Consider the following 25,064-nt stretch of genomic DNA (forward strand, 5'->3'; position numbering starts at 1 on the left):
GACCGCGACCCTTGGAGCCGACTTCAGCGGTCCAGCAATGGCTCCGGCCATGGACGCGACAGATCGATGTCCGGGCAAGCTTTCCGTAGCGCGTCCGCCGCGTCCCATATGGTGTCGCTCCCGAAGATACCCTTCATCGCGCCGACCAGGGCACTCTCCTCGAAATCAACGGGCAATGTTGTGCTCATCCAGAAATGACCACCCCCCTCGCCGCGCAGTCGTGGCTGACGCAGAACACCGAGTGCACCCGCGTAGGCCCGGACCGCGGCATGTTCGGACACCCGCCCCGCCAGGGCCAACAGCGCCGACCCCAGCGCCCCGCACCGCCCGGGGTCCCGCGTCCCCCGCAGATCCGCGCACAGGGCCGCCGCCAGCGCGTCCGAGTCCGCCGCCCGCCCCGCCAGGGCCGCCAGACCCGACCCCAGCGCCCGGCACTGGTCGGGGTACTCTGCCCCCCGCAGATCCGCGCGCAGGGCCGCCGCCAGACCGTCTGCATCCGACACCCGACCCGCAAGACCCGCAAGACCCGCCCCCAGTGCCTCGCACTGGTCGGTGACCCACTCCCCCCGCAGCACCGCGCGCAGGTCCGCAGCCAGACCGTCCGCGTCCGACACCCGATCCGCCAGGGCCGCAAGACCCGCCCCCAGCGCCCCGCACCGGACGGGGTCCACCGTCCCGCGCAGATCCGCGCGCAGGTCCGCAGCCAGACCGTCCGCATCCGGCACCCGACCCGCCAGGGCCGCCAGACCCGCCCCCAACGCCCGGCACTGGTCGGGGTCCCGCATCTCCCGCAGATCCGCGCGCAGGGCCGCCGCCAGACCGTTCGCGTCCGACACCCGCCCCGCCAGGGCCAACAGCGCCGACCCCAGCGCCTCGCACTGCCCGGAGTCCCGCGTCCCCCGCAGATCCGCGAGCAGGGCCGCCGCCAGACCGCCCCCGTCCGGCACCCGCCCCGCCAGAGCCGCCAGACCCACCCCCAGCGCCCCGCACTGCCCGGGGTCCCGCGCCCCCCGCAGATCGGCGCGCAGGGCCGCCGCCAGACCGTTCGCGTCCGACACCCGCCCCGCCAGAGCCGCCAGACCCGCCCCCACCGCCCCGCACTGCCTGCGGTCCTCCGTTCCCCGCAGATCCGCGCGCAGGGCCGCCGCCAGCGCGTCCGGGTCCGACACCCGACCCGCCAGAGCCGCCAGACCCGCCCCCAGCGCCCCGCACTGGTCGGGGTCCCGCGTCCCCCGCAGGGCATCGCGCAGGGCCGCCGCCAGACCGTCCGCGTCCGACACCCGCCCCGCCAGAGCCGCCAGACCCACCCCCAGCGCCCAACACTGGTCGGGGTCCTCCGTCACCCGCAGAGCATTGCGCAGGTCCGCCGCCAGACCGTCCGCGTCCGACACCCGCCCCACCAGGGCCGACAGCGCCGACCCCAGCGCTCCGCACTGGTCGGGATCCTCCGTCCCCCGCAGATCCGCGCGCAGGGCCGCCGCCAGACCGTCCGCGTCCGACACCCGTCCCGCCAGGGCCGACAGCGCCGACCCCAGCGCCCCGCACTGGCCGGGGTCCTCCGCCCTCCGCAGATCCGCGCGCAGGGCCGCCGCCAGACCGTCCGCGTCCGACACCCGCCCCACCAGGGCCGACAGCGCCGACCCCAGCGCCCGGCACTGCCCGGAGACCCCTGTCCCCCGTAGAGCATCGCGCAGGTCCGCCGCCAGACCGTCCGCGTCCGACGCCCGCCCCGCCAGGTCCGACAGCGCCAACCCCAGCGCCCGGCATTGGTAGGGGTCCTCCGTCTCCCGCAGGGCTGCGCGCAGGTCCGCCGCCAGACCGCCCGCGTCCGGCACCTGCCCCGCCAGGGCCGACAGCGCTGACCCCAGCACCTCGCACTGCCTGGGGTCCCGCGTCCCCGGCAGGGCGGCCACAATGGCACCCGCGTTCTGGGGCAGCTCAAACAGGATGCCCGCCAGACAGCGGGCACGCAGCGTCGGCGACGGCTCGTCCGCTTCCGGCGACCGGGCCACCCAGAACGCCAACCGCCGGCGCCGCGCCGGGTCCACACCCAACAAGCCGAACCCCGTACCGGCAGGGGAATGCAGAAACACCTCGGCGCAGTCGGGACTCGCCATCAATTGCCCGATCATGACGTCCCGCACCCGGTTCGGAAGTGCCGGCAGCTGGTTAAGGGCGTCCTCATGGCGGTCGAACGACCGCAAGCGGGCCCAGATGTCCATGGCCTCGGTGTTCGCGAGAAGGCGTTCCGCATGCGTCCGAACGGCCGGATCGACCTCTGCGAACGCCAGCATGCGCGTGGCCTCCTCGACCTGCCGGGGGGTCCAGATCTCCAGATCGGTGTCGGCGCCAACCGCCGTCCTGTGGCGGGCCACCGTCGCCTCCCACAGGCGCAACTCCCGCACCTCGTCGAGCCAGTGGCGAAGGGTGTCCCAATTGCGGATCAGCGCCTCGTGGACGATCTCAACCGTGGCACCGGCGCCGCTCGCGGTGTCGTGGATTTCCAGCAGCCAGACCCCCTCGGCGGCGAAGGCCCCGGCCACCGTCCACAACGCCTCGCCCACCTCCGTGCGCGTTGCCGTGCGCTTGGTGTCGTGACCCACCCCGCCCTCGGTGAGGTTGACGAGGTGACGGGTGAAGAGGCGCCGCGCCGCCGCGCGCTGGGCCTCGCCCAGCGCCTGCAACACCGCGTCGGCGCGCCGCCCCAGCACACCGTCCAGCCCGCCGAGATCCTGCAACGCGGCGTCCGTGATGGTCGCGTCGTCCAGCGTCCGCCACAGTTCCTGCAAGGTGTATTGCAGCAGCGGCAGCAGGGCCGGCGTCCGGGTGACCTGGCCGATCAGGTCCCCATCGATGCCGTCGGCGAAACGGACGCCCAGGTCGTCGGCCGGTCCCCGCACCGCCTGCACGAGTTCCTGCCGGCTCATGGGCGTCAGGCGCACCTGCGCGTCGTTCAGCAGATGGCGGGCGCAGGTCAGCGGCTCGACCGCTTCCGCATAGTCGGACCGCAAGGTGACGACCACCCGCAGGCCACTGCCCGCACCGCGCCCGATGAGATGGCACAGGAAGGCATCGAACGCCGCCCGTTCGGCCTCGTCGGTGCGCGTCACCAGTTCCTCGAACTGGTCCAGGACGACGAGCAGGCGGACACCGGTCTCCAGCAACCCGTCGATGTGCTCCAACCCCTGCGGCCCCGCCTGGGCAAGGTGGTGCGCCAGGGTGGCGGCGTGGTCGGTCCGGTCGCCGGAGGAGCGGCACAGGTACAGGTGATCGACCAGGGCCTGCGCCATCGACCGGAAGGGGTGCGTGCCGATGCGGCAGGTGGCGACCCGCCATCCCCGCGCCGTCAGGGCCGGCGCCACGCCCGCCCGCACCACCGACGACTTGCCGGAGCCGGAGGAGCCGACCACCACGACAACCGGCTCCCGCTCCACACGGTCGAGGATGCGCCGCACGAACTCGTCCCGGCCGCGGAACCAGCGCGCCGAGGCCGCGTCGAAGGGTGCCAGTCCCCGGTAGGGGCGCGCCAGCGCCGGCCACGCCTGTTCCAGGCTTGGGACCGGGATCAGATACGCAAGGCGGTGCTCCGGTTCCGGTCCCGTGGCAACCACCATCCCGACGACCCCGAAGCCGCCGAAGGCCGGCGTGCCGGAAAACCCCTGCTCCACGAAGTAGACGTGCGAGTCGGCCCGTTCGGGCCGGATTTCCAGCAGCCCATCGGCGTTCGGACCGATCACCTCCCCCCGCTCACGCCGGCCAGCGCCGAACCCTCTGGGAAAGCCGAGAGCGGCAAAGAGGGTGCCAGACGCCGCAGGCATGGCGACCAGTGATGCGGGGGCAACGTCCGGCAGGCTCTCCGCCGCGAGGGCAAGCACCGCCACGTCATGACCGGACGGCCGCCACCGCCGGATATGCGCCGGCAGTCTGCCGCCGGGTGCCGCCAGGGGAAAATCGATCTGAACCACGGCGCCGTCCGGCGGCGGCCCTTCGCCGATGGCCAGGGCCTTGGCCACCACATGCGCGCACGTCAGAACGATGCCTCGCGCCGCCAGGAAGCCACCGCCCACCACCGCCGTGTCCCGCCAGACACGGACCACCGCGCGGTCATGCATCGACGGTGCGCGTCCAGGTGAGCGTGAGTTTGAAATGCCCCTCGGTCCCGGCGGAGGCCAGCACCACGCCGGCATTGGCGGTCAACTTGATGCCGAATTCCACGGTCGCCGTGCTGACGGAAAACCGCTCGATCCGCTCCACCACCGAGTCCACGATGGGGTCGAGCCCGGCCAGCGCCTCGTGGAACGTTTCGCCCGCCACGCGGACCTCCGGATTGCCGGACGACGCCGGCAGATAGTCGGCGCCGTCCGCCTGGATCTCCACCACCACGGACCCGTTTCCCGACGGGAACTGCACCAGCGCGACACCGGACATGGAAGGGCTCCCCTCTCACCGCCGGCCCCTCGAAACAGAATCCCGCGACGGTCGCGTCCGCCCGGGGACCGGTCCATTTGAGCGTACCATCAGCCTTGCCGCACGTCAAAATGGGACCAGCCTTCAGCGCGCCCTGTATGATTGGGAGAGCCGCCAGCAGGAAACGGCACCACCACGCAGGGAATGGCGTCAATCGCCTTCGGCCGGTTCCGGTTGCGGTTCGGGCCGGAAGGTCGCCACGCGGTAGACGTACCAGAGGACCAGGCCGGCCACGACCACGTTGGAGACCGGGTTGACCCAGCTCTCCACCGCCTCGTAGCCGCCCTCCAGCGCATAGCCGGCGCCGGCCAGGAAGGCGGTCCACAGGGCGGTGCCGAGCGTCGTCCAGGCCATGAACGGCACGAAGCCCATGCCCGCCACCCCGGCCGGGACGGAGATCAGGGTGCGCACCGCCGGCACCAACCGGCCGAAGAAGACGGCGCGCCCGCTGTGCCGCTGGAACCACGCGCGGGCCTGGTCGACGTCCTGGGGGGCCAGGGTCAGCCAGCGCCCGTGCCGGGCGGCCAGCCGGCGCACCCGGTCGGGCCCGAGCCGGCGCCCCGCCCAGTACCACAGCCACGCCCCGGCCAGCGACCCGATGGTGCCGGAGAGGATGACCAGCGCGATGTTCAGCTCGCCCTGGGCGGCGGAAAACCCGGCCAGCGGCATGATCAGCTCCGACGGGATCGGCGGGAACACGTTCTCCGCCAGCATCAGCAGAGCGATGCCGACGTAGCCGGTCTGCTCCACCATCTGGGTGATCCAATCGAACATGGGGCGGGCCGCCTTCGCATGGTTTCCGGTGACAGGGAAACACATGGGGAGCCGGTTGGTGCCGGGCGAGACGCGATATCGCGGCGTGTCGACGACGCGTCCTCGAGCGTCCTACACTCCCGGCGGTTTCTCACCGACCGCAGCGGACCAGGGATCGACGACCTGGATGGAGCATCCCGTGAAATCCGGCAGGTTGCGGGTGACAACCGTACCGCCGCGAGCGCGGGCGATGGCCGCGATCTGAGCGTCAAATTGGCTGATGGGCCGCCCGGCGGCAATCGCCGCGAAGGCGATCGCGGCGGAACTGTCAAAGGGCAGTATCCGGCCCTGGAAGTCCACCTGGAGGATCAAGTCCATCGCTTCGGCCAGCCGTGAGCGCCGTCGGCCAGGTGGCAGGAAGGCCACTCCGCAGCGCAGTTCCGCTTCGGTGATCGAGGTAAGGAAGACGTCCGCCCCGTCTTGCCGGGACAGCCAGCGCTCCACGATCGGCTCGGGCGCCGGGCGCAGCAGTTCCGAAACCACATTGGTGTCCAGGATGAGCACGCGCTGGTCTCAATCGGGAGACGGAGGCTCTCGCATGGGCTCCCGGACCGGCAGATCCAGATCGACGCCGCCGAGCGGCCCGATCCGGGACCGGATGGCGGCGGCCAAGTCGCGCGGCGGTGCAGACATGCCGACCGCACTGACCAGGATGTCGCGGGCCTCATCCTCCAGCGTCCGGCCGCGCTCGGCCGCGCGCTGGCGCAGACGCCGCGCCATCCCCTCGTCGACATTGCGAATGGTGATGCTGGCCATGGCCTCTGCCTCCCTGCCCGCGCACCGCCCAGTGTAGGCGTCGAAGGCCACGGAATCCACATTGGTCGCGCCATTGCCGCCGTGGGCCGGCCCACCGCCGGGCGCGGCTGGGCGGGAGCCTTCCCTTTTTCAACGCAGGCAGCGCAGGACCATCCCCGCGCCGTCCGTACCACGGCCGGGACACCGGCTGTCTGGGGGGAACGGATGCGGATCGGCACGCTGATGACGGCGCTGCTTGCGTCGGTGACGGCGGCGCTCCCGGCCGGCGCACAGGAGAGGGCGGCATCGGTCTCCTTCGCCGAGGACGCGGAGTACCGGCGGTCGGCGGCGGCCGAGCTGGTCGGGGCGGGGGCCGCCCATGCCCGGGGCTGGACCGGGGCGGGGGTGACGGTGGCGGTGTTCGACACCGGCATCTCCGGCTGGTCGTCGGAGCTGCGCGGCAGCCTGGTCACCGGCTACGACGCGGTCACCGGGCGGCTGATGCGCCAGAGCTACGACGTGGGCTGGCACGGCACCTTCGTCGCCGGGCTGATCGCCGCGGCGCGCGACGGCAGCGGGATCGAGGGCATCGCCTACGACGCCAGCCTGCTGCCGATCCGCATCGGCAACGCCGACGGCTCCATCACCCTGACCGACCGCCAGCTCGCCGCCGGCATCCGCTACGCCACCGGGCGGGCCAGCGTCTTCAACAACTCCTGGAACACCACGGCGACCGTCGCCGACACCAGCGCCGCCGCACTGGCGGCCAGCCTCGGCGCCTCCATCGCCGCCTGGCGCAGCGCGGTGGTGGCCGGCACCATCGTGGTGTGGGCGGCCGGCAACGAGGGCAACGCCGAGCCGGGGGTGCTGGGCGCCCTGCCCACCTACTGGGCCGACCTGGCCGACGGCTGGGTGGTCGCCGTGTCGGTGGATTCCGCGGGCGTGCTCTCGTCCTTCTCCAACCGCTGCGGCTCGGCCGCCGCCTGGTGCATCGCCGCCCCCGGCGAGGACGTGGTGTCGGTCTACGCCGACGGCGTCGCCACCGCGTCGGGCACCAGCTTCGCCGCGCCGGTGGTGTCGGCGGCGGCGGCGGTGCTGCAGCAGATGTGGCCCCACCTCTCCAACGCCCAGGTGCTGGCGATCATGTTCACCACGGCGGAGAAGAGCGGGATCTATGCCGACACCGCCACCTACGGCCAGGGGCTGCTCGACCTGGAGGCGGCGACCCGCCCGGTCGGCACCACGGGGCTGGCCACCGGCGCCACCGTATCGGGGACGCGGACCACCGCCGCGACCTCGGTGCTGGCCAGCTCCGGCGCGTACGGGCGGTCGCTGGCGCGGCTGCTGGGCGGCACCCGGGTGATGGTGCTGGATGCCTACGACCGCGACTTCTACACCGACGGCGCCGCCTTCGTGGCGACCGCCGGCCAGGGCTACGACGCCTTCCACGCCGTCCAGGGCTTCGGCCGGCCCTTCACCACCGTCACCGCCGGGCCGGTCACCATGGCCGTCGCCCCGTCCAGGGAGACCGCGGCCGGCGGGTCCGGCCGCTTCGTCGCGCGGCTCGCGCTGGACCGCGCCGGGACCGAGACGGTGGCCCTCACCCGCGGCGTCAGCAGCGCCCTGCTGATGCCGGGCACCGCCAGCGACACCACGGCCCAGGCCATGCTGGCCGACCCGCGCACCGTGCAGTCGCCCTTCCTGTCCCTGGGCTTCGGCCTCGACCCGACGACCCGCGACGCCTGGGGTGCGGCGTACACCACGGCGCTGGGCACCGCGCACGGCGCCCCGGTGGGGCTCACCGTGGCCGGCTTCGGCACCGCCGTCGCCGACCGTCCCGGGGAATGGTCGCACGCCGGCCTCACCACCAGCACCTCGCAGAGCACGACGGCGGGCGCCGTCGCCCGCCTCGCGCTGGGCGGGCCGGCGCGGCGGCTGGCCCTCGACGCCGGCATGGTGCGGGAGACCGGAACGCTGCTGGGCGCCGCCTCCGACGGCGCGCTGCGGCTGGCGGACGGCGCCGACACCGGCTTCGTCGGCCTGTCCGCCGACGTGGCGCTGGGCGCTGGCTGGACGCTGTTCGCCGGCGCCGAGGCGGGCCGCACCCGGGCCCGCGCGGCCAGCGGCAGCCTGGTCAGCGATGTCGGGCCGCTGCTGACCACCGCGTACCGCCTGGGTGTCGCCCGCGACGGGCTGCTGGCGGACGGCGACCGCGCCGTCCTCACCGTCAGCCAGCCGCTGCGGATCGCCTCCGGCACTCTGGCGCTCTCCGTGCCCGTCGGCCGCACGGACGAGGGCACGGTGGTGCGCCTCGCCACCACCGGCGATGCCGCGGCCGACGGCCGGGAGATCGACCTGCAGGCCGGCTACACGGTGCCGGTGCTGGACCGGGCGTCGGTGACCCTGTCGGCGCTGGTGCGGTTCTCCCCCGACAACGTCGCCGGCGCCGCCCCGGACGGGGTGGCGCTGGCCCGCTGGCGCATGGCGTTCTGAGGCCGTCCCGGCCTCAGCCGCCGTGCATCTGCTTCAGGTCGGTGGTGGCCGAGCGGATGCTGCCGGTCACCGTCTCCATGTCGCCGACCACCATGCCGATGCTGGCGGAGATCTCGCGGGTGGCGGAGTCCTGCTCGGCCACCGACGCGGCGATGCTGGTCGAGATCGCCTGGACGTCCACGATGATCGCGCCGATGCCGCGGATCGCCGCCACCGCCTTGGCCGCCTCCTGCTGGACCGCGGCGATCTGGGCGCTGATGTCCTCGGTCGCCTTGGCGGTCTGGCTGGCCAGGGATTTCACCTCGTGGGCCACCACGGCGAAGCCCTTGCCGGCCTCGCCGGCGCGCGCCGCCTCGATGGTGGCGTTGAGCGCCAGCAGGTTGGTTTGCGACGCGATGTCGTTGATCAGCTTGACCACGGCGCCGATGCGCTCGGCCGCGCTGGACAGCTCCTGCACCACCGCGTCGGTCCGGGTCGCCTCGTCGGCGGCGTCGGAGGAGGCGGAGGCCGCCTTCGCGGCGCGGCCGCTGATCTCGCTGATGGTGGCCGACAGCTCCTCGGCGGCGGCGGCGACCGTCTGGGCGCTCCCGGTGGCCCGCTCCGCGGTCGTCACCACGTTGGCGTCGAGCGCGTCGGCGAGGTCGACGAGCGTCTGGTTGCGGTCGGCCTCGGCCTTCTGCTGGCGCTGCTCGGCCATCCGCTCGGCGTGCACGTCGATGAGCGAGCCGCAGGCCCGCAGCGGCCGCCCGGCGGCGTCGCGCGAGACGCCGCCGATGGCGCGGAACCAGCGGTAGCTGCCGTCGCGCACCTTCAGACGGTAGCTCACGTCGTAGCCCGTCCGCCCTGTGGCGTCGCCGAGGCAGGCGCCGAACGCATCGAAGGTGGGTTGCGCGTCCTCGGGATGCAGGCGGTCCGACCAGGACGCCATCACGTCGGGGAAATCCGTCTCGTGCTCGAACCCGATCAGGCGCCGGAACTCCGCCGACCAGCGCCAGCGGCTCCGCGGGTGGGCGGCGTCGCCCTCGAACAGCTGGGCGTCCCACAGCCCGACACCGGCGTAGCGGTCGAGCAGCGCGCCGCGCTCGGCCTCCACCCGCCCCTCGTGGACGTCGATCAGCGCGCCGCACGCCCGCAGCGGGTTGCCCGAGCCGTCGCGCGCCACGCCGCCGATGGCGCGGAACCAGCGGTAGCTGCCGTCGCGCATCTTCAGCCGGTAGCGGACATCGTAGCCGGTGCGTCCGGAGCGGTCGTTGAGGCAGGCGCCGAAGGCGGCGAAGGTCGCCGCGGCGTCCTCGGGGTGCAGACGGTCCGCCCAGGAGTGGACGTCGTCCGGGAACCCCTGCCGGTCGCCGTGCTCGAAGCCGACCAGGCGCCGGAACTCCTCCGACCACCGCCAGCGGCTTTGCGGGTGCAGGGGATCGCCCGCGTGCAACACCGCGTCCCACAGCCCCACCCCGGCGTGGCGGCCCAGCAACGCCATCTCCTCGCCGCTGCCGGTGTCGTCGATGCTGCGCCTGCCGATCAGACCGAAAAGCATTCCCCTGTTCCCCTTGCCGTTGCGGAGCCTCCGGCGCCCGGCTCGCGGCCGCGCACCGCCTGGAGAGACCGCCGTACGCAAAAGACCTGCCAACCGGGCGGGGGCGCCGGAACGCCAGCCCCGCGGCCGATTCCAGCCGAAGGGTGGAGGGGACGGGGTGCGGACGGGGCGCGACGGCGGAGGGGATCCGCAAAACGCATCGCAGAACCGGGACGGCGCCGCGCGCCGCGCAAAAAAAGAGCCGCGCTGCGAAGCAGCGCGGCTCGAAGTGGGAGGACGCGCATCAGCGACCACTCGATTGCCCAGTCAGACCCAGGAGCAAACGATCTCCGATGCCCGGGAAGCATCGCGCATTTCGTATTCGGTCGCAAGTATACCAGACGAACTTTCCGCCATACGGAATGTCCTGTGACCCGGACGACACACAAAAGCGACCCGTGCCGGTGGGCGGCGCGGGTCGCGGTCGTCCGGCGCCGTCTCCGGCGCGCGGCGCGTACTCGTCACACATAGCGGTCGCGCAGACGGTGCGCCACGGCAGGCGGCACGAAACGGCTGATGTCGCCGCCCATCGCCGCCACCTCCTTGACCAGCCGCGAGGCGATGAACTGGTGGCCGTCGGAGGTCATCAGGAACATCGTCTCGATGGTCCGGTCGAGATGGCCGTTCATGCCGGCCATCTGGAACTCGACCTCGAAGTCGGACACCGCCCGCAGGCCACGGACGATGGCCGACACCCCCTGGGATCGGGCGAAATCCACCAGCAGCCCCTCGAAGGGACGCACCTCCACCACGGTGCCGCCGAGGTCGAGCGCGGTCACCTCGTGGCGCAGCATCTCCACCCGTTCGTCCAGGGGAAACAGGGGCCCCTTGCCGGCGTTGCGGTGCACCGCCACCACCAGACGGTCGACGAGGCGCGCGGCGCGCGTCACGATGTCGAGGTGGCCGAAGGTCACCGGGTCGAAGGTCCCGGCGTACACCGCACCGGCGGGGCGGGTCATACGGGGAGCCGGCCGCCCAGCTCCAGGGTCACGGCGGCCGCCGTGCGCCGCGCCATCTCGCCCAGCTGGTCGACCCGCCCGTCGCCGATGCGGCGGTTGGAACCGGACACCGAGAGGGCGCCGATGATGCAGGCGTTCTCGTCGTACACCGCGGCGGCGACGCAGCGCACGCCGGCCACCCGCTCCTCCTGGTCGACGGCGAAGCCGCGCACCCGGGTCTGCGCCAGGTCGGCGTGCAGCGCCGGCAGCGAGGACAGGGTGGTGCGGGTGAACTGGCGCATCCCGCGCTGGGTCAGGATCGACTGCACCCGCCCCTCGGTCATGCCGGCCAGCAGCACCTTGCCGACGGCCGTGCAATGCAGCAGGGCCCGGTCGCCCTGGGGTGCGGGGGGGTTGACCACCCGCGGCCCGCCGATGCGGGCCAGGTAGAGGGCCTCACCGTTGTCCTCGACGGCGAGGTTCACCAGTTCGCAGCTCTCCTCCATCAGGCGGCGCATGCGCGGGCGCGCCAGATCCACCAGGTTGCGGGTCTTCACGAAGTTGGTCCCGGTGACATAGGCCTGCACGCCGATCGACCACGCCCGCGCCGCCTGGTCGAAGCGGACGTAGCGCTCCTGCTGCAAGGTGGTGAGCAGGCGGTGGGTGGTGGAGGGCGACAGCGCCGCCTCCACCGCCAGCTCCGACAGCGTCATCGCCCGCTCCGAGCGGCCGAGGATGGTCATCAGGTTGAGCGCCCGCGTCAGCGATTGCACGACCTGCCCCTTGGTCGACCGTTCGGCCGGCGCGTCGGGGGGACCCTGCCGCTTCGCGGCCTTGCTCATCGTCAGCGTTTCCATGTCCCTGACCCTTGTTCGTACCCGGGGCGTCTTCTCGCGGCGCCCTCGGGTGTTTTCTCTGGTGTCGCTAAGCCATCGTCATGCCGCACGCTCGATGCGGGCGGCGCAGAACTTGAACTCCGGAATCTTGCCGAAGGGATCGAGCTGCGGGTTGGTCAAGACATTGGCCGCGGCCTCGGCGTAGCAGAACGGCACGAAGATCAGACCCGCGGGCACGGCGGCGTCCGGGCGTGCCTTGAGCTCGATCCCACCGCGCCGGGTGAGGACGCGGATGGAGGCCCCCGCCTCGACCCCGGCGCGGCGCAGATCGGCCGGCGACAGGTAAGCCACCGCCTCCGGCTCGAGGTCGTCCAGCACCTGGGCGCGCCGGGTCATCGACCCGGTGTGCCAATGTTCAAGCTGGCGACCGGTGGTCATGACCATCGGGTACTCGGCGTCGGGCTCCTCGGCCGGCGGCACGATGGCGGCCGGGACCAGGCGGCCGCGGCCGCTGGCGGTCGGGAAGCCGTCGCCGAAGACGATCTCCTGGCCCGGCGACTCCTCGTCGGCGCACGGGTACGTCACCGATTCCTCGCGCTCCAGCCGGGCCCAGGTGATGCCGTCGAGCGACGGCATGGCGCCCTTCATCTCGGCGAACACGTCCCTGGGGTGGCTGTAGTTCCAGGCCAGCCCCATGCGCCGGGCGATCTCCTGCAGGATCCACCAATCCTGGCGGGAGTCGCCGGCCATCGGCACCGCGGCGCGGCCGAGCTGGACCTGGCGGTTGGTGTTGGTGACCGTGCCGTCCTTCTCCGGCCAGGCCGAGGCCGGCAGCACCACGTCGGCGTATTTGGCGGTCTCGGTCAGGAAGATGTCCTGCACCACCAGGTGCTCCAGCGAGGCCAGGGCCTCGCGGGCGTGCTGCACGTCGGGATCGGACATCGCCGGATTCTCGCCCTCGACGAACATCCCCTTCACCGTGCCGGCGTGGATGGCGTTCATCACCTCCACCACCGTCAGGCCGCGCTGGCTGTCCAGCTTGGTCTGCCAGTAATCCTCGTAGAAGGCGTGGATCTTCGGGTCGTCGACCGGCCGGTAGTCCGGGTACATCATCGGGATCAGCCCGGCGTCGCTGGCGCCCTGCACGTTGTTCTGGCCGCGCAGCGGGTGCAGCCCGGTGCCGGGCCGCCCGACCTGGCCGGTGGTCAGGGCCATGGCGATCAGGCACCGCACGTTGTCGGTGCCATGGACGTGCTGGGACACGCCCATGCCCCAGAAGATGATCGACGCGCGGGACCGGGCGTACAGCCGGGCGACCTCGCGGAGCTGGGCGGCGGGGATGCCGCACAGGTCCGCCATGGCCTCCGGGGTGTAGTCCCCGATGTGGTCCTTCAGCCGCTCGAAGTCCTCGGTGTTCGCCTCGACGTACTGGCGGTCGTACAGGCCGTCGGTGATGATCACGTTGAGGATGGCGTTCAGCATGGCCACGTCGCGGCCCGGCTTGAACTGCATCATGTGCGTGGCGAAGCGCTTCAGCGCGGTGCCGCGCGGGTCCATGACGATGAGCTGGGCGCCGCGCTCCACGGCGTTCTTGAAGAAGGTGGCCGCGACCGGGTGGTTCTCGGTGGGGTTGGAGCCGATGACGATGATCACCTCGGCGTCGAGCGCGGCGTTGAACGGCGCGGTCACGGCGCCCGACCCGATGCCCTCGATCAGCGCCGCCACCGAGGAGGCGTGGCACAGACGGGTGCAATGGTCGACGTTGTTGGAGCCGAAGCCGGTGCGCACCAGCTTCTGGAACAGGTAGGCCTCCTCGTTGGAGCCCTTGGCCGAGCCGAAGCCGGCCAGCGCCCGCCCGCCGTGCTGGTCGCGGATGCGCGCCAGACCGCCGGCCGCCCGGTCGAGCGCCTCCTCCCACGTCGCCTCGCGGAAATGACGGAAGGGGTTGATCGGGTCGATGTCGACGTCGTGCTTGGACACCCCGTCGCGGCGGATCAGCGGCTTGGTCAGCCGGTGCTTGTGGTGGATGTAGTCGAACCCGAAGCGGCCCTTGACGCACAGCCGCGCGTGGTTGGCCGGGCCGTCGCGGCCGGTCACCGAGACCAGCTGGTCGTCCTTGATGTTGTAGGTGAGCTGGCACCCCACCCCGCAATAGGGGCACACGCTGTCCACCGTGCGGTCGGGCTCGCCCTTGTAGACGCCGGCCTCGTCGACCATCGTCTTGGGCATCAGGGCGCCGGTGGGGCAGGCCTGGACGCACTCGCCGCAGGCGACGCAGGTGCTGTCGCCCATGGGATCGTCGAAGTCGAAGACGATCTTCTCGTGGTGCCCGCGCAGCGCCATGCCGATGACGTCGTTGACCTGCACCTCGCGGCACGCCCGGACGCACAGGTTGCACTGGATGCAGGCGTCGAGCTGAACCGCCATGGCCGGGTGGCTGACGTCCGGCGCCGGGGCGTCGCGGCCCGGGAAGCGGCTCCCGGCGACGCCGACCTTGTCGGCCCAGCTCCAGAACTTGGAGTTGGGGTCGTGGGCCACCGCACGATCGGGCTGGTCGCCGACCAGCAGCTCGAACACCATCTTGCGCGCCGACTTGGCGCTCTCGCTGGCGGTCTTCACCTTCATGCCCGGGGTCGGCTTGCGGATGCACGACGCGGCCAGCACGCGCTCGCCCTCGACCTCCACCATGCAGGCGCGGCAGTTGCCATCGGCCCGGTAGTCGGGGGCGGTGGAGTAGCAGAGATGCGGGATCTCGGTGCCCAGGCGCGTCGCCACCTGCCAGATGGATTCGCCCGGCTGCGCTTCGACGGTCTTGCCGTCCAGTTCGAAGGAAACGGTCTCGCTCATCACTGGACCTCCCCGCCCGGGCCGCTGACGACCAGGTCGTCGCGGAAATGCTTCAACGCGCTCTTCAGCGGATTCATGGCGGCCTGGCCGAGGCCGCAGATGGACGCGCTGCCCATCAGCTTGGCCAGGTCCACCAGCAGCGGCTCGTTCCACGCCGGCTGGTCCAGCAGCTTCAGCGTCTTCTCCGTGCCGGCGCGGCACGGCGTGCACTGGCCGCAGCTCTCATCCTCGAAGAACGCCACGAGGTTGCGGACCACGGCCCGCATGTCGTCGCGGTCCGACAGCACCACGACGGCGGCGGATCCGATGAAGCAGCCATGCTGCTCGAGCGTGCCGAAATCCAGCGGGATGTCGTCCATGCTGGCCGGCAGGATGCCGCCCGACGCGCCGCCCGGCAGATAGCCCTTGAAGGCGTGGCCGTCGGCCATGCCGCCGCAGAACTCGTCGATCAGCTCGCGGATGGTGACACCGGCCGGCGCCAGCTTGACCCCGGGCTCCTTGACGTGGCCGGAGACGGAGTAGCTGCGCAGCCCCTTGCGGCCGTTGCGGCCGTGGCCGCCCCACCACTCCCCGCCCTTCTCGACGATGTCGCGCACCCAGAACAGGGTCTCGACGTTGTTGATCAGGGTCGGCCGGCCGAACAGGCCGACCACCGACGGGAACGGCGGCTTGTGGCGCGGCAGGCCGCGCTTGCCCTCGATGCTCTCGAGCATCGCCGATTCCTCGCCGCAGATGTACGCGCCGGCGCCGCGGCGCAGGTGGATGGTGGTGTGCGGGGCCAGCCCCGCCGCGGTCACCGCGGCGATCTCGCGGCGCAGGATCTCGTGGCATTGCGGGTACTCGTCCCGCAGGTAGATGTAGACGTCCGCCGCCTCCACCGCCCAGGCACCGATCAGCATGCCCTCCAGGAAGCGGTGCGGGTCGGTCTCCAGGTAGTGGCGGTCCTTGAAGGTGCCGGGCTCGCCCTCGTCACCGTTGACCGCCATCAGGCGGGGTCCCGGCTCGGCCCGCACGAACTTCCATTTGCGGCCCGTGGGGAAGCCGGCGCCGCCCAGGCCGCGCAGGTTGGAATCCTCCAGCCGGCCGATCACCTCCTCGACCGTGCGCGTGCCGGCCAGGCAGGCCTCCAGCAGGGCGTAGCCGCCGCCGGCGCGGTAGGCCTCCATCCCGACATAATCGGGGACGTGGGGGTGGTGGTCGTCGGCCGCCACGGCGGCGGCCACCGATTCCACGCTGGCGTGCTCGTGCAGGGCGTGGCCGATGGCCACCGCCGGGGCGTTGTGGCAGGCGCCCATGCAGGGGGCGCGCACCACCCGCACGCCGGGGCCGAGGGCCTCGGGGAGCGCCGCCAGCAGCGCCTCGCCGCCGGCCATGCAGCAGGACAGGCTGTCGCAGACGCGCACGGTGAGGGGGGCGGGCGCCGCCTCGCCGTCCATGACGATGTCGAAGTGGGCGTAGAAGGAGGCGACCTCGTAGACCTCCACCAACGCCAGGCGCATGTCGGCGGCCAGCGCCGCCAGATGGCGGGCGTGGAGGCAGCCGAAATGGTCCTGCAGCCGATGCAGGTGCTCGATCAGCAGATCCGCCTGACGCGGGCGGTCGCCCAGCAGGCCCTGCACCTCGTCCAGGGCGGCAGGATCCACCTGCCGGCCCTTGGGCTGGATGCGGGTGTTGCGCCGTCCCGATCCGGGATGGATGGCGCGCGTCTTGTCCGGGATGGCCGTGTCCATGGCGCCTTCCCCCTCTCCTTATCGTTCTGCGTGACGGCAAGCGCCGCCCTTCTTGATGATGCCCCCGTCCCGGGGTCCTGCAAGGGACCATCGCGCCTTGGTGGCGCAGCGGTGACGGTGGTCGGAACCATTGTCGTTGGCCATCGCCCTCCCCCCTCGCGGGGGGACGGGGACCGCATCACATCACTCGGCGGCCATCAGCCGCTGTTCGCCCACCGCGCCCGAGGCGCGGACCTCGTCCATGGTCGTCTCGTCGAAACCCAGCACGTGGCGCAGGATCTCGTCGGTGTGCTCGCCCAGCAGCGGCGAGCGCAGCACCTCGGTCTCGCTGGCCGACAGCTTGATCGGGTTGCCGACCGTCAGGTAGGCGCCGCGGGTCGGGTGGTCGACCTCGACCACCGTGCCGGTCTTGCGCAGGGACTCGTCCTCGGCGATCTCCTTCATCGACAGGATGGGACCGCAGGGGATGTCGTACTTGTTGAGGATGTCCATGACCTCGAACTTGGTCTTGGTCATGGTCCACTGCTCAATGTCGGCGAAGATGTCCATCAGGTGCGGCAGGCGCGCCTGCGGGGTGGCGTAGCGGGGGTCCTCGATCCACTCCGGCTTGCCCACGACCTGGCAGATCTTGGACCACACCGGCGCCTGGGCGATGAAGTAGATGTAGGCGTTGGCGTCGGTTTCCCAACCCTTGCACTTGAGGATCCAGCCGGGCTGGCCGCCGCCCGAGGCGTTGCCGGCGCGCGGCACGGTGTCGCCGAACTCGCCGTTGGGGTACTGGGGGTACTCCTTCATCGGCCCGCGGGCCATGCGCTGCTGGTCGCGCAGCTTCACGCGGCAGAGGTTCAGCACGCCGTCCTGCATGGCCACCGACACCTTCTGGCCGACGCCGGTGTGGGTGCGCTGGAACAGCGCGGTGACGATGCCCAGCGCCAGGTGCAGGCCGCTGCCGCTGTCGCCGATCTGGGCGCCGGTGACCATCGGCGGGCCGTCCTCAAAGCCGGTGGTCGAGGCCGAGCCGCCGGCGCATTGCGCCACGTTCTCGTAGACCTTGCAGTCCTGGTAGGGTCCCGGGCCGAAGCCCTTGATCGAGGCGACGATCATCCGCGGGTTCAGCTCCTGGATGCGCTCCCAGGTGAAGCCCATGCGGTCGAGCACGCCGGGGGCGAAGTTCTCCACCAGCACGTCGCAGCTCTTGATCAGCGCCTCCAGGACCTTCTTGCCGGTGGCGTTCTTCGTATCGAGGGTGATGGACCGCTTGTTGTGGTTCAGCATGGTGAAGTACAGGCTGTCGGCATCCGGCACGTCCTGCAGCTGCGTGCGCGTGATGTCGCCGACTCCCGGCCGCTCCACCTTGATGACGTCGGCGCCGAACCACGCCAGAAGCTGCGTGCAGGTGGGTCCCGACTGAACGTGTGTGAAGTCGAGGATACGCACACCTTCGAGAGCCTTGCCCATCTTCTCTCCCCTCGATGACATGTGGAGTTTTGGTTGGCGTGGCCCGCCGCCGCGGCGACGGGCCACCGTTTTTTGACCGGAAAGCGGGTTCCGGTTAGGACGTCTTGCGAACGGAGCTGGTCGGGTTGAGGCTGCCGATGTTGCCGCTCTCGGTGCCGGCCGCCGGGTCGATCACCGCGTTGACCAGGGTCGGCTTGCCCGACGCCATCGCCTCGCTGACCGCCCGGTAGAGCTCGTCGGGGGTCGTCACGTGGACGCCGACGCCGCCGAAGGCCTCCATCATCTTGTCGTAGCGCGAGTCCTTGACGAAGACCATGGGGGAGCAGTCGGCGCCGCCGGTCGGGTTGACGTCGGTGCCGCGGTAGATGCCGTTGTTGTTGAAGATCACGATGCAGACCGGCAGGTTGTACCGGCAGACCGTCTCCACCTCCATCCCGGAGAATCCGAAGGCGCTGTCGCCCTCGACCGCCAGGACCGGCTTGCCGGTCTCCACGGCGGCGGCCACGGCGTAGCCCATGCCGACGCCCATGACGCCCCAGGTGCCGACGTCGAGGCGCTTGCGCGGCTGGTGCATGTCGATGATGCCGCGCGCCAGGTCCAGGGTGTTGGCACCCTCGTTGACCAGCATGGCGTCCGGCCGCTCGTTGACGATGCGGCGCAGCGCGCCCAGCGCCCCGTGGAAGTCCATCGGCGCCGTGTTCTTCATCAGCTTCGGCGCCATCTTCGCGATGTTCGCGTCGCGGCGGGCGCTGATGGCGCCGGTCCACTCGGCCGAGGGGGCCTTCCAGTCGCCGTCGATGCCCTGGAGCAGGGCGGACACGCACGACCCGATGTCACCCACCACCGGGGCGACGATCTCGACGTTGCTGTCCATCTCCCGGGGCTCGATGTCGATCTGGATGAACTTCTTCGACCCCGGGGCGCCCCACTGCTTGCCCTTGCCGTGGGAGAGCAGCCAGTTGAGGCGGGCGCCCACCAGCATCACCACGTCGGAGTCCTTGAGCGCCAGGGAGCGGGCGGCGCCGGCGGACTGCGGGTGGGTGTCGGGCAGCAGCCCCTTGGCCATGCTCATCTGCAGGAAGGGGATGCCCGACGCCTCGACCAGCCGGCGGATCTCGTCGTCGGCCTGGGCGTAGGCGGCGCCCTTGCCGAGGATGATCAGCGGCCGCTCGGCGCCCTTCAGCAGGTCCAGCGCGCGCGTCACCGCCGACGGGGCCGGCAGCTGGGCGGGGGCCGGGTCGATCACCTTGACCAGCGATCGCGCGCCCTCGGCGGCGTCCATGACCTGGGAGAACAGCTTGGCCGGCAGGTCGAGGTAGACGCCGCCCGGACGGCCCGACACGGCCGCGCGGATGGCGCGGGCCACGCCGATGCCGATGTCCTGCGCGTGCAGGATGCGGAAGGCGGCCTTGCACAGGGGCTTGGCGATGGCGAGCTGGTCCATCTCCTCGTAGTCGCCCTGCTGAAGATCGACGATCTCGCGCTCGGACGACCCGCTGATCAGGATCATCGGGAAGCAGTTGGTGGTGGCGGCGGCCAGCGCCGTCAGGCCGTTCAGGAAGCCCGGCGCCGACACGGTGAGGCAGATGCCCGGCTTCTTGGTGAGATAGCCGGCGATCGCCGCGGCGTTGCCGGCGTTGGCCTCGTGCCGGAACGAGATCACCCGCAGCCCCTCCGCCTGGGCCAGGCGCAGCAGATCCGAGATCGGAATGCCGGGCACCGAGTAGAGGTTCTCGATGCCGTTGAGCTTCAGGGCATCGATGACGAGCTGGAAGCCGTCCGTGAGCGCCTGCTGTGCGGTGTTTTCAGAGACGTCCGTGGCTTGGTTCTTGACCATTGTTGCAGCCGCACTTGACATAACGGTAACTCCTCCCCGAGCTCCTAAAGGTTCACGATCGGTCAGTCGAGAAAATCGCAGTGCTGTTCGACGTAGCGCGCCAAGCCGAGCGTGTGCTCGCGCACCAGACGCTCCGCCAGGTCGGCGTCGCGCTGTTCAAGGGCTTTGATGATTTCATGGTGTTCGGCGATGGAGCGGTCCGCACGCCCGCCGGTCCGCATCGTCACTTTGCGGATGGCGCGCATATGGATGAAGAACCGCTCCGTGATCTCGCCGATCAGCGCGCAGCCCGACGCCTGGACGAGGCGCTGGTGGAACGAGACGTTGGCGTCGGAATACTCCCCGACCTGGCCGTCCACCGGCTTGGACGGGAACGCCCGGATCGGTGCCGCCAGCTTGGCGAGCTCGTCGTCGTCGGCGTGCTCCACCACGAGACGGGCCGCCATCCCCTCCAGGGCCGCGCAGACGGTGACCATCTCGATGATCTCCGCCCGGGTCTTCCGGACCACGAAGATGCCGCGGCGGGGCTGGGAGCGGATGAATCCCTCCTGCTCGAGCAGCGCCATGGCCTCGCGCACGGGGGTGCGGCTGACGCCCAGCGCCTCGCAGAGCTGGCGCTCGTCCAGCCGGATCTCGCCCTCGTGCCCGTAGATGTCCATCTGCGTGATCGCCTGACGCAGCGCCATGTACGCCTTCGCCTTGAAGCTGGTGCCCTGATCCAGGCGCTTGACCGCGAAGCTCAGCCGTTCCATGGCGTCCCTGACCCTGTGTGCTCTTCGGGCATCCCGGACGCGCCCGGACCGCCCCTCCCGTCGCCGCGGGCTTGGATTAGTGATACGGTATACCAGATGCCGAATGCCTGCAAGGGGCTTTTGTGGGACGTGCGAATTGTATTTGTGGCCGACATCCCGCGCCGCGGCGGGTTCCACGGCAAGTCGCGGCGGACAGCGCACGAACAGTCGCGCGCTGGCGCCCTCCGGCCCGGACATTTCGCGCGCCATCCCCATAGAATAGAGTCGGCCGACCATGAGTTCCGGAACACCGGCGCCCTGCCACCCGGACGCACCGACACTCGCGGCGCGGCGCGGTGCGGAGGCCGATGGCGGATTTGTGACGGCGCCTGCCCGGACCGGGCCGCGCCAAAACCCCGTGGCGGCCGGCGGTCGCCGTTCTGGTATACAGTATTTGGTATCGCATACCTGGCATGCCGAATCCGAAGTGGTGGCCAATCATCCGTACAGGGTACAAAGAAGGCCGGATCTACATGGCTTCCTCCCGGTAGATTCTCCCTGCACTCCCCCGGCACGCGCTCGCGTCCGGGGGATTTTTTTGCCCGCCCCACGACGAAAAGCGCCGGCGCCGGGTGTCCGGCGACCGGCGCTCGTGGCGGGCCGTGCGTGCGGCCGGGGCCGCCCCGGCGGGCCCCGGCCGGGGTCAGTCCTCCGCCTCCACGGTGATCGCCGCGCCGGCCCGCACGGTGCGCAGCGCCGCCACATCGTCCAGCGCCCGCCCCCACACGTTGCTGGGGCTGGCCAGGCGGATCTCGTCGCCCACCGACACCGGGGTCGGCCCGTATCCGATCGCAATGGCGTTGCCCGGCGGCCAGAAGGCGAGCTCGCCGGGCTCCATCACGGCCCGCGCGCCCGGCTCCGGCCCCTGGGACACCGGCGTCTCGAAATAGACCTCGTCGCCCCAGGTGTTGGCGCGCGCCGTGAACGGCACCGCCCCGGCGATCGCCCGGGCGGTCGCGGTCTCCAGCAGCTCGGCGCGGATCACCACGCCGCCGATCGTCATCTTCACCGTTTTCACGTGCGTGTCTCCCCCTCTCCCCCGGCCGTCAGGCGGCCACCAGCTCCGCCACATGGGCGGCGCAGCCCTCGCCCAGCCCCGCCAGGTCGTAGCCACCCTCGAGGACCGAGACGATGCGCCCGCCGCAATGGCGCCGGGCCACGTCGACCAGGACCCGGGTCACCCAGGCGAAGTCCTCCGCCTCGAACTCGAGGCCGGCCAGCGGGTCGTCGACATGGGCGTCGAAGCCGGCGGAGATGAACAGCAGCTCCGGCTTGAACGCCTCCAGCGCCGGCAGGATGCGCCGCTCCACCGCCGAGGCGAAGGCCTCGCCACCCGATCCCGGCGGCAGCGGCGCGTTGACCACCGTGCCGTAGCGGCCGCGTTCGCTGGCCGCGCCGGTGCCGGGATACAGCGGCGACTGGTGGGTCGAACAGAACAGGCAGTCGGCGTCGTCCTGGAACATCGCCTGGGTGCCGTTGCCGTGATGGACGTCGAAGTCGACGCAGGCGATGCGGCGGATGCCATGGCGGTTGCGGGCATGGGCCATGCCGACGGCGACGTTGTTGAAGACGCAGAATCCCATGGGGCGCGCCTGCTCGGCGTGGTGGCCGCAGGGGCGCACCGCGCAGAACGCGTTGGACGCCTCCCCCGCCACCACCGCGTCGACCGCGGCGCAGACCGATCCGGCGGCGCGCAGCACACCGCCGCGCGACCCCGGCGACAGCACGGTGTCGGCGTCGAGCCGGACCATGCCCTGCTGCGGGAATGCCTCCAGCACCAAGTCGACATAGTCGTGGTCATGGACGGCCTTGAGCTGCTCGGGCGTGGCCAGCGGCGCCTCGCGCCGCGGCAGCCGGGCGAACGGCTCCCGCTCCAGGGCCTTCCAGACCGCGGTGAGGCGGTCCGGGCGTTCGGGATGGCCGGGGCCCGTGTCGTGGGCCAGGCACTCCTCATGGGTGACGATGATCGTGCTCACGGTTGTCCTTTCGCTTCCCACGCGCGGCAGCGGCGCCCGCCCCCCTCGCGGGGGTGCGGCGCGCCGCTGGCAGGGCGGTGCTGGCGGGTGCGCGCGCCGGTCCGCCACGTCCCCTCCCCGCCTCGCCGGGGAGGGCCCCCGGACCCTCCCCTGCGACGGGGGGAAGGCCGGGTGGCGCCGGGTGGACGGGGGCGCGCGCGGTGGCGGTCCGGCGCCCCGCTCCTCAATGGCTCACCGCGACCGCGCCGTCCCAGCCGGGCTTGCCGGCGCCGGTCAGCTCGGCGGTGGCGGCGGACGACAGAAGCCGGTTCTTGATGAGGTCGCGGACGCTGATCACCCCGACCAGGTTGCCGTCGTCGAGGACGGGAACATGGCGGATGGCGTGCTCGTCCATCAGGGTCAGCACGTGGTGCAGCGTGTCGGACGACTGGCAGATCACCGGGTTGCGGCTCATCAGTTCCGACACCGGCAGGACCAGCACCGCCGGGCCGCGGTCGACCAGCCCACGCACCACGTCGCGTTCGGAGATGACGCCCACCACCGTGTTGCCCTCGGTCCGGCACACGTCCTTGACCACCAGCGCGCCGACGTTCTCGCGGCGCATCAGGGTCAGCGCCGTCTCCACGGTCTCGTTGATGCGGACCATGTTGATCCGCGTTCCCTTCGTGCGGAGAATGTCTTCGACCTTCATGACCCTTGCCTCCTCGCCTCATGTTGAGTCCGACAGCGCCGGACGGGCTTATCCTGGTATACCACATACCAAATGTCAACGCGTTCGTGGGGCGTGCGGATAGTTTTTGTTTTGAACTATATGGGTCAGCGGCGCGTCGGGCCCAGGTTCATGGTGAACGCATCGCCGCGCGCGCGGGATTCCGACAGCTGGTCGAGCCAGTCGAGGAAATCGCCGTGGCGGGCGACGTGGTCGGCGAGGCCCAGGGTGTGGTCGCGCGACAGGCGCTCGGCCTGTTCGGCGTCCCGGGCCTCCAGGGCGGTGATGATCTCCCGGTGGTCCTGGATGGAACGCTCCACCCGGTTGTCCTGGGCGATGGTCAGCTTGCGGATCGCCCGGATGTGGATGAACAGGTTGTCGGTCATGTCCTGCAGCAGCCGGGCCCCGCTGAGGCGGATGATCGCCTTGTGGAAGGCGATGTTGGCGTCCGAGTACTCCTTCATGTGCTCGGTCAGGCTGCGCTCCTCGAAGGCCCCGAAGAGGTCCCAGAGCGAGCGGATGTCGTCGTCGGTCGCGCGCTGGGCGGCAAGGCGCGCGGCCATGCTCTCCAGCGCCGCCCAGGCGACGATCATCTCGATGATGTCCTGCTTCGTCTTGCGGACGACGAAGATGCCGCGGCGGGGTTCGAGGCGGACGAAACCCTCCTGCTCGAGGAGGGTGAGCGCCTCGCGGATCGGGGTGCGGCTGACACCGAGCTGCTCGCTGAGCTGGCGCTCATCGAGACGCACCTCGCCGGGATGGTCGTAGATGTCCATCTCGACGATGGCGTGCTTCAGCGTCCGGTACACTTGGCTCCGGAACGTGGTGCCGACGTCCAGGGGCTGGACGTTGATCGCGGGGGGAGGCATCCGGTGTCGCTCCTATGAGGTGGACCCAAGGGCCGGCCGGCGGCCGGGACGGCGGCCGCACCCGCCGCCCCGGTGCCAGGCCGCCCTCACTCGACGAAACGGTTGCGGTGCAGGTGCTCCTCGATGCCCTTGACCCCGGCGACGCCCTCGGCCGCGACCCGCAGGGCGTGCCGCTGGTCGTCGGTGTCGACCACCCCCCAGAGGTGGACGATGCCATCGCTGACCACGATGTTGACCTGGTTCAGGTTGATCCAGGACTCGTCGGCGAGCTGGGCGAGCAGCCGCTGGCGGATGGTGGCGTCGTCCCCGGCCCCGGCGGCGGCCGCCGGCTTGCCCTGGCGGTACGCCACCAGGCCGTGCAGCAGGTTGGCGCGGCTGACGATGCCGACCAGCCGGCCGTCGGCGCACACCGGAACGCGCTTGACCCGCTCGCGCTCCATCAGGCTGGCGATCTCCGCCAGTTCGGTGTCGGGGGACACGGTGACCACCGTGCGGGTCATCACGTCGGCGGCCCGCGAGCCGTGCGACTTCACGTATTCCGCCGCACGGTCGCGGCCCCCGGTGAACAGCTCCAGCCAGCGCGACCGGCGGCGCTCGGTGCCGGTCTCGGCGCGGTGGAGCAGGTCGCCCTCCGTCAGGATGCCGACGAGCTGGCCGGCCGCGTCGCACACCGGCACGCCGCTGATGCGGCGCTCCAGCAGCAACGCCGCGATCTCGGGAACGGAGGTGTCCGGTGTCACCGAGATGACCGGTGCCGTCATGACGTCCTTGGCTTGCATTCTGCGTCTCCTTTGCGACCCAAAGTCTCCAACCCAACCCGTTTCTTGTCCGCCCGCCGCCGCCGCCGCCCGCCCGGGGCGGCGGCGGGGCCGCTTGGGGTGCTCGATCCCGGGTGGCGCGGCGGTGCGCCCCCGGGGCCGTGAAAAGTGCCTAACGAATGACGTCGCCACCCTGCCCGCTGAACGGCCGGAGCGCAGGGGGCGGCGGGA

General features: G+C 71.5%; 19 protein-coding genes. 1 reads left to right on the forward strand and 18 read right to left on the reverse strand.

Annotated elements, in window-relative coordinates:
- Nucleotides 1-23: 23 nt before the first annotated feature.
- From AC6H2I_RS27105 to AC6H2I_RS27125, 5 genes are all read right to left on the reverse strand, one after another.
- On the reverse strand, nt 24-4,187 hold the full coding sequence (locus tag AC6H2I_RS27105; RefSeq protein WP_497503896.1) for an nSTAND1 domain-containing NTPase: 4,164 nt from the start codon (nt 4,185-4,187) through the stop codon (nt 24-26).
- Nucleotides 4,105-4,428 (reverse strand): CU044_2847 family protein, encoded by a 324-nt coding sequence (locus AC6H2I_RS27110; protein WP_497503897.1) that lies wholly within the window; start codon nt 4,426-4,428, stop codon nt 4,105-4,107. The genes AC6H2I_RS27105 and AC6H2I_RS27110 overlap by 83 nt, the downstream gene beginning before the upstream one ends.
- A 189-nt stretch (nt 4,429-4,617) precedes the next feature.
- Entirely contained in the window at nt 4,618-5,241 is a 624-nt protein-coding gene (locus AC6H2I_RS27115) for a DedA family protein (protein ID WP_497503898.1), read from the reverse strand.
- A 111-nt stretch (nt 5,242-5,352) separates the two neighbouring features.
- On the reverse strand, nt 5,353-5,784 hold the full coding sequence (locus AC6H2I_RS27120; protein WP_497503899.1) for a type II toxin-antitoxin system VapC family toxin: 432 nt from the start codon (nt 5,782-5,784) through the stop codon (nt 5,353-5,355).
- 9 nt (nt 5,785-5,793) lie between these two features.
- Nucleotides 5,794-6,036 (reverse strand): FitA-like ribbon-helix-helix domain-containing protein, encoded by a 243-nt coding sequence (locus tag AC6H2I_RS27125; RefSeq protein WP_497503900.1) that lies wholly within the window; start codon nt 6,034-6,036, stop codon nt 5,794-5,796.
- 222 nt (nt 6,037-6,258) lie between these two features.
- Here AC6H2I_RS27125 and AC6H2I_RS27130 point away from each other — a divergent pair, with 222 nt between their 5' ends.
- Nucleotides 6,259-8,508, forward strand: a complete 2,250-nt coding sequence (locus AC6H2I_RS27130; protein WP_497503901.1) for a S8 family peptidase — start codon at nt 6,259-6,261, stop codon at nt 8,506-8,508.
- A 13-nt stretch (nt 8,509-8,521) separates the two neighbouring features.
- Here AC6H2I_RS27130 and AC6H2I_RS27135 read toward each other — a convergent pair whose 3' ends face one another.
- From AC6H2I_RS27135 to AC6H2I_RS27195, 13 genes are all read right to left on the reverse strand, one after another.
- Nucleotides 8,522-10,045 (reverse strand): methyl-accepting chemotaxis protein, encoded by a 1,524-nt coding sequence (locus tag AC6H2I_RS27135; protein ID WP_497503902.1) that lies wholly within the window; start codon nt 10,043-10,045, stop codon nt 8,522-8,524.
- A gap of 500 nt (nt 10,046-10,545) precedes the next feature.
- On the reverse strand, nt 10,546-11,043 hold the full coding sequence (gene coaD / locus AC6H2I_RS27140) for a pantetheine-phosphate adenylyltransferase (protein ID WP_497503903.1): 498 nt from the start codon (nt 11,041-11,043) through the stop codon (nt 10,546-10,548).
- Nucleotides 11,040-11,864, reverse strand: a complete 825-nt coding sequence (locus AC6H2I_RS27145) for an IclR family transcriptional regulator (protein WP_497503904.1) — start codon at nt 11,862-11,864, stop codon at nt 11,040-11,042. Before AC6H2I_RS27145 ends, coaD begins: the two co-directional genes overlap by 4 nt.
- A gap of 93 nt (nt 11,865-11,957) precedes the next feature.
- Nucleotides 11,958-14,705 (reverse strand): formate dehydrogenase subunit alpha, encoded by a 2,748-nt coding sequence (fdhF, locus tag AC6H2I_RS27150; protein WP_497503905.1) that lies wholly within the window; start codon nt 14,703-14,705, stop codon nt 11,958-11,960.
- Nucleotides 14,705-16,435, reverse strand: a complete 1,731-nt coding sequence (locus tag AC6H2I_RS27155) for an NAD(P)H-dependent oxidoreductase subunit E (RefSeq protein ID WP_497503906.1) — start codon at nt 16,433-16,435, stop codon at nt 14,705-14,707. The genes fdhF and AC6H2I_RS27155 overlap by 1 nt, the downstream gene beginning before the upstream one ends.
- 183 nt (nt 16,436-16,618) lie before the next feature.
- Nucleotides 16,619-17,893 carry a formyl-CoA transferase gene (gene frc / locus AC6H2I_RS27160; protein WP_497503907.1) on the reverse strand — a complete coding sequence of 425 codons (1,275 nt, stop codon included), beginning with the start codon at nt 17,891-17,893 and terminating at the stop codon, nt 16,619-16,621.
- A 94-nt stretch (nt 17,894-17,987) separates the two neighbouring features.
- Nucleotides 17,988-19,730 carry an oxalyl-CoA decarboxylase gene (oxc, locus tag AC6H2I_RS27165; RefSeq protein ID WP_497503908.1) on the reverse strand — a complete coding sequence of 581 codons (1,743 nt, stop codon included), beginning with the start codon at nt 19,728-19,730 and terminating at the stop codon, nt 17,988-17,990.
- A 62-nt stretch (nt 19,731-19,792) separates the two neighbouring features.
- Nucleotides 19,793-20,482, reverse strand: a complete 690-nt coding sequence (locus AC6H2I_RS27170) for a GntR family transcriptional regulator (RefSeq protein ID WP_497503909.1) — start codon at nt 20,480-20,482, stop codon at nt 19,793-19,795.
- 682 nt (nt 20,483-21,164) lie between these two features.
- On the reverse strand, nt 21,165-21,539 hold the full coding sequence (locus tag AC6H2I_RS27175; RefSeq protein ID WP_497503910.1) for a cyclophilin-like fold protein: 375 nt from the start codon (nt 21,537-21,539) through the stop codon (nt 21,165-21,167).
- Nucleotides 21,540-21,567: 28 nt separating this feature from the next.
- Nucleotides 21,568-22,497 (reverse strand): histone deacetylase family protein, encoded by a 930-nt coding sequence (locus AC6H2I_RS27180; RefSeq protein ID WP_497503911.1) that lies wholly within the window; start codon nt 22,495-22,497, stop codon nt 21,568-21,570.
- A gap of 223 nt (nt 22,498-22,720) precedes the next feature.
- Nucleotides 22,721-23,188: a CBS domain-containing protein gene (locus AC6H2I_RS27185; protein ID WP_497503912.1), complete on the reverse strand. Its 468-nt coding sequence runs from the start codon at nt 23,186-23,188 to the stop codon at nt 22,721-22,723.
- Between the two features lie 125 nt (nt 23,189-23,313).
- Complete coding sequence (locus AC6H2I_RS27190) at nt 23,314-24,075, reverse strand: GntR family transcriptional regulator (protein ID WP_497503913.1); 762 nt, start codon at nt 24,073-24,075, stop codon at nt 23,314-23,316.
- Nucleotides 24,076-24,161: 86 nt separating this feature from the next.
- Nucleotides 24,162-24,854: a CBS domain-containing protein gene (locus AC6H2I_RS27195; RefSeq protein WP_497503914.1), complete on the reverse strand. Its 693-nt coding sequence runs from the start codon at nt 24,852-24,854 to the stop codon at nt 24,162-24,164.
- Nucleotides 24,855-25,064: the final 210 nt, after the last annotated feature.

This window comes from Azospirillum sp. NS33 (genome assembly GCF_059703765.1).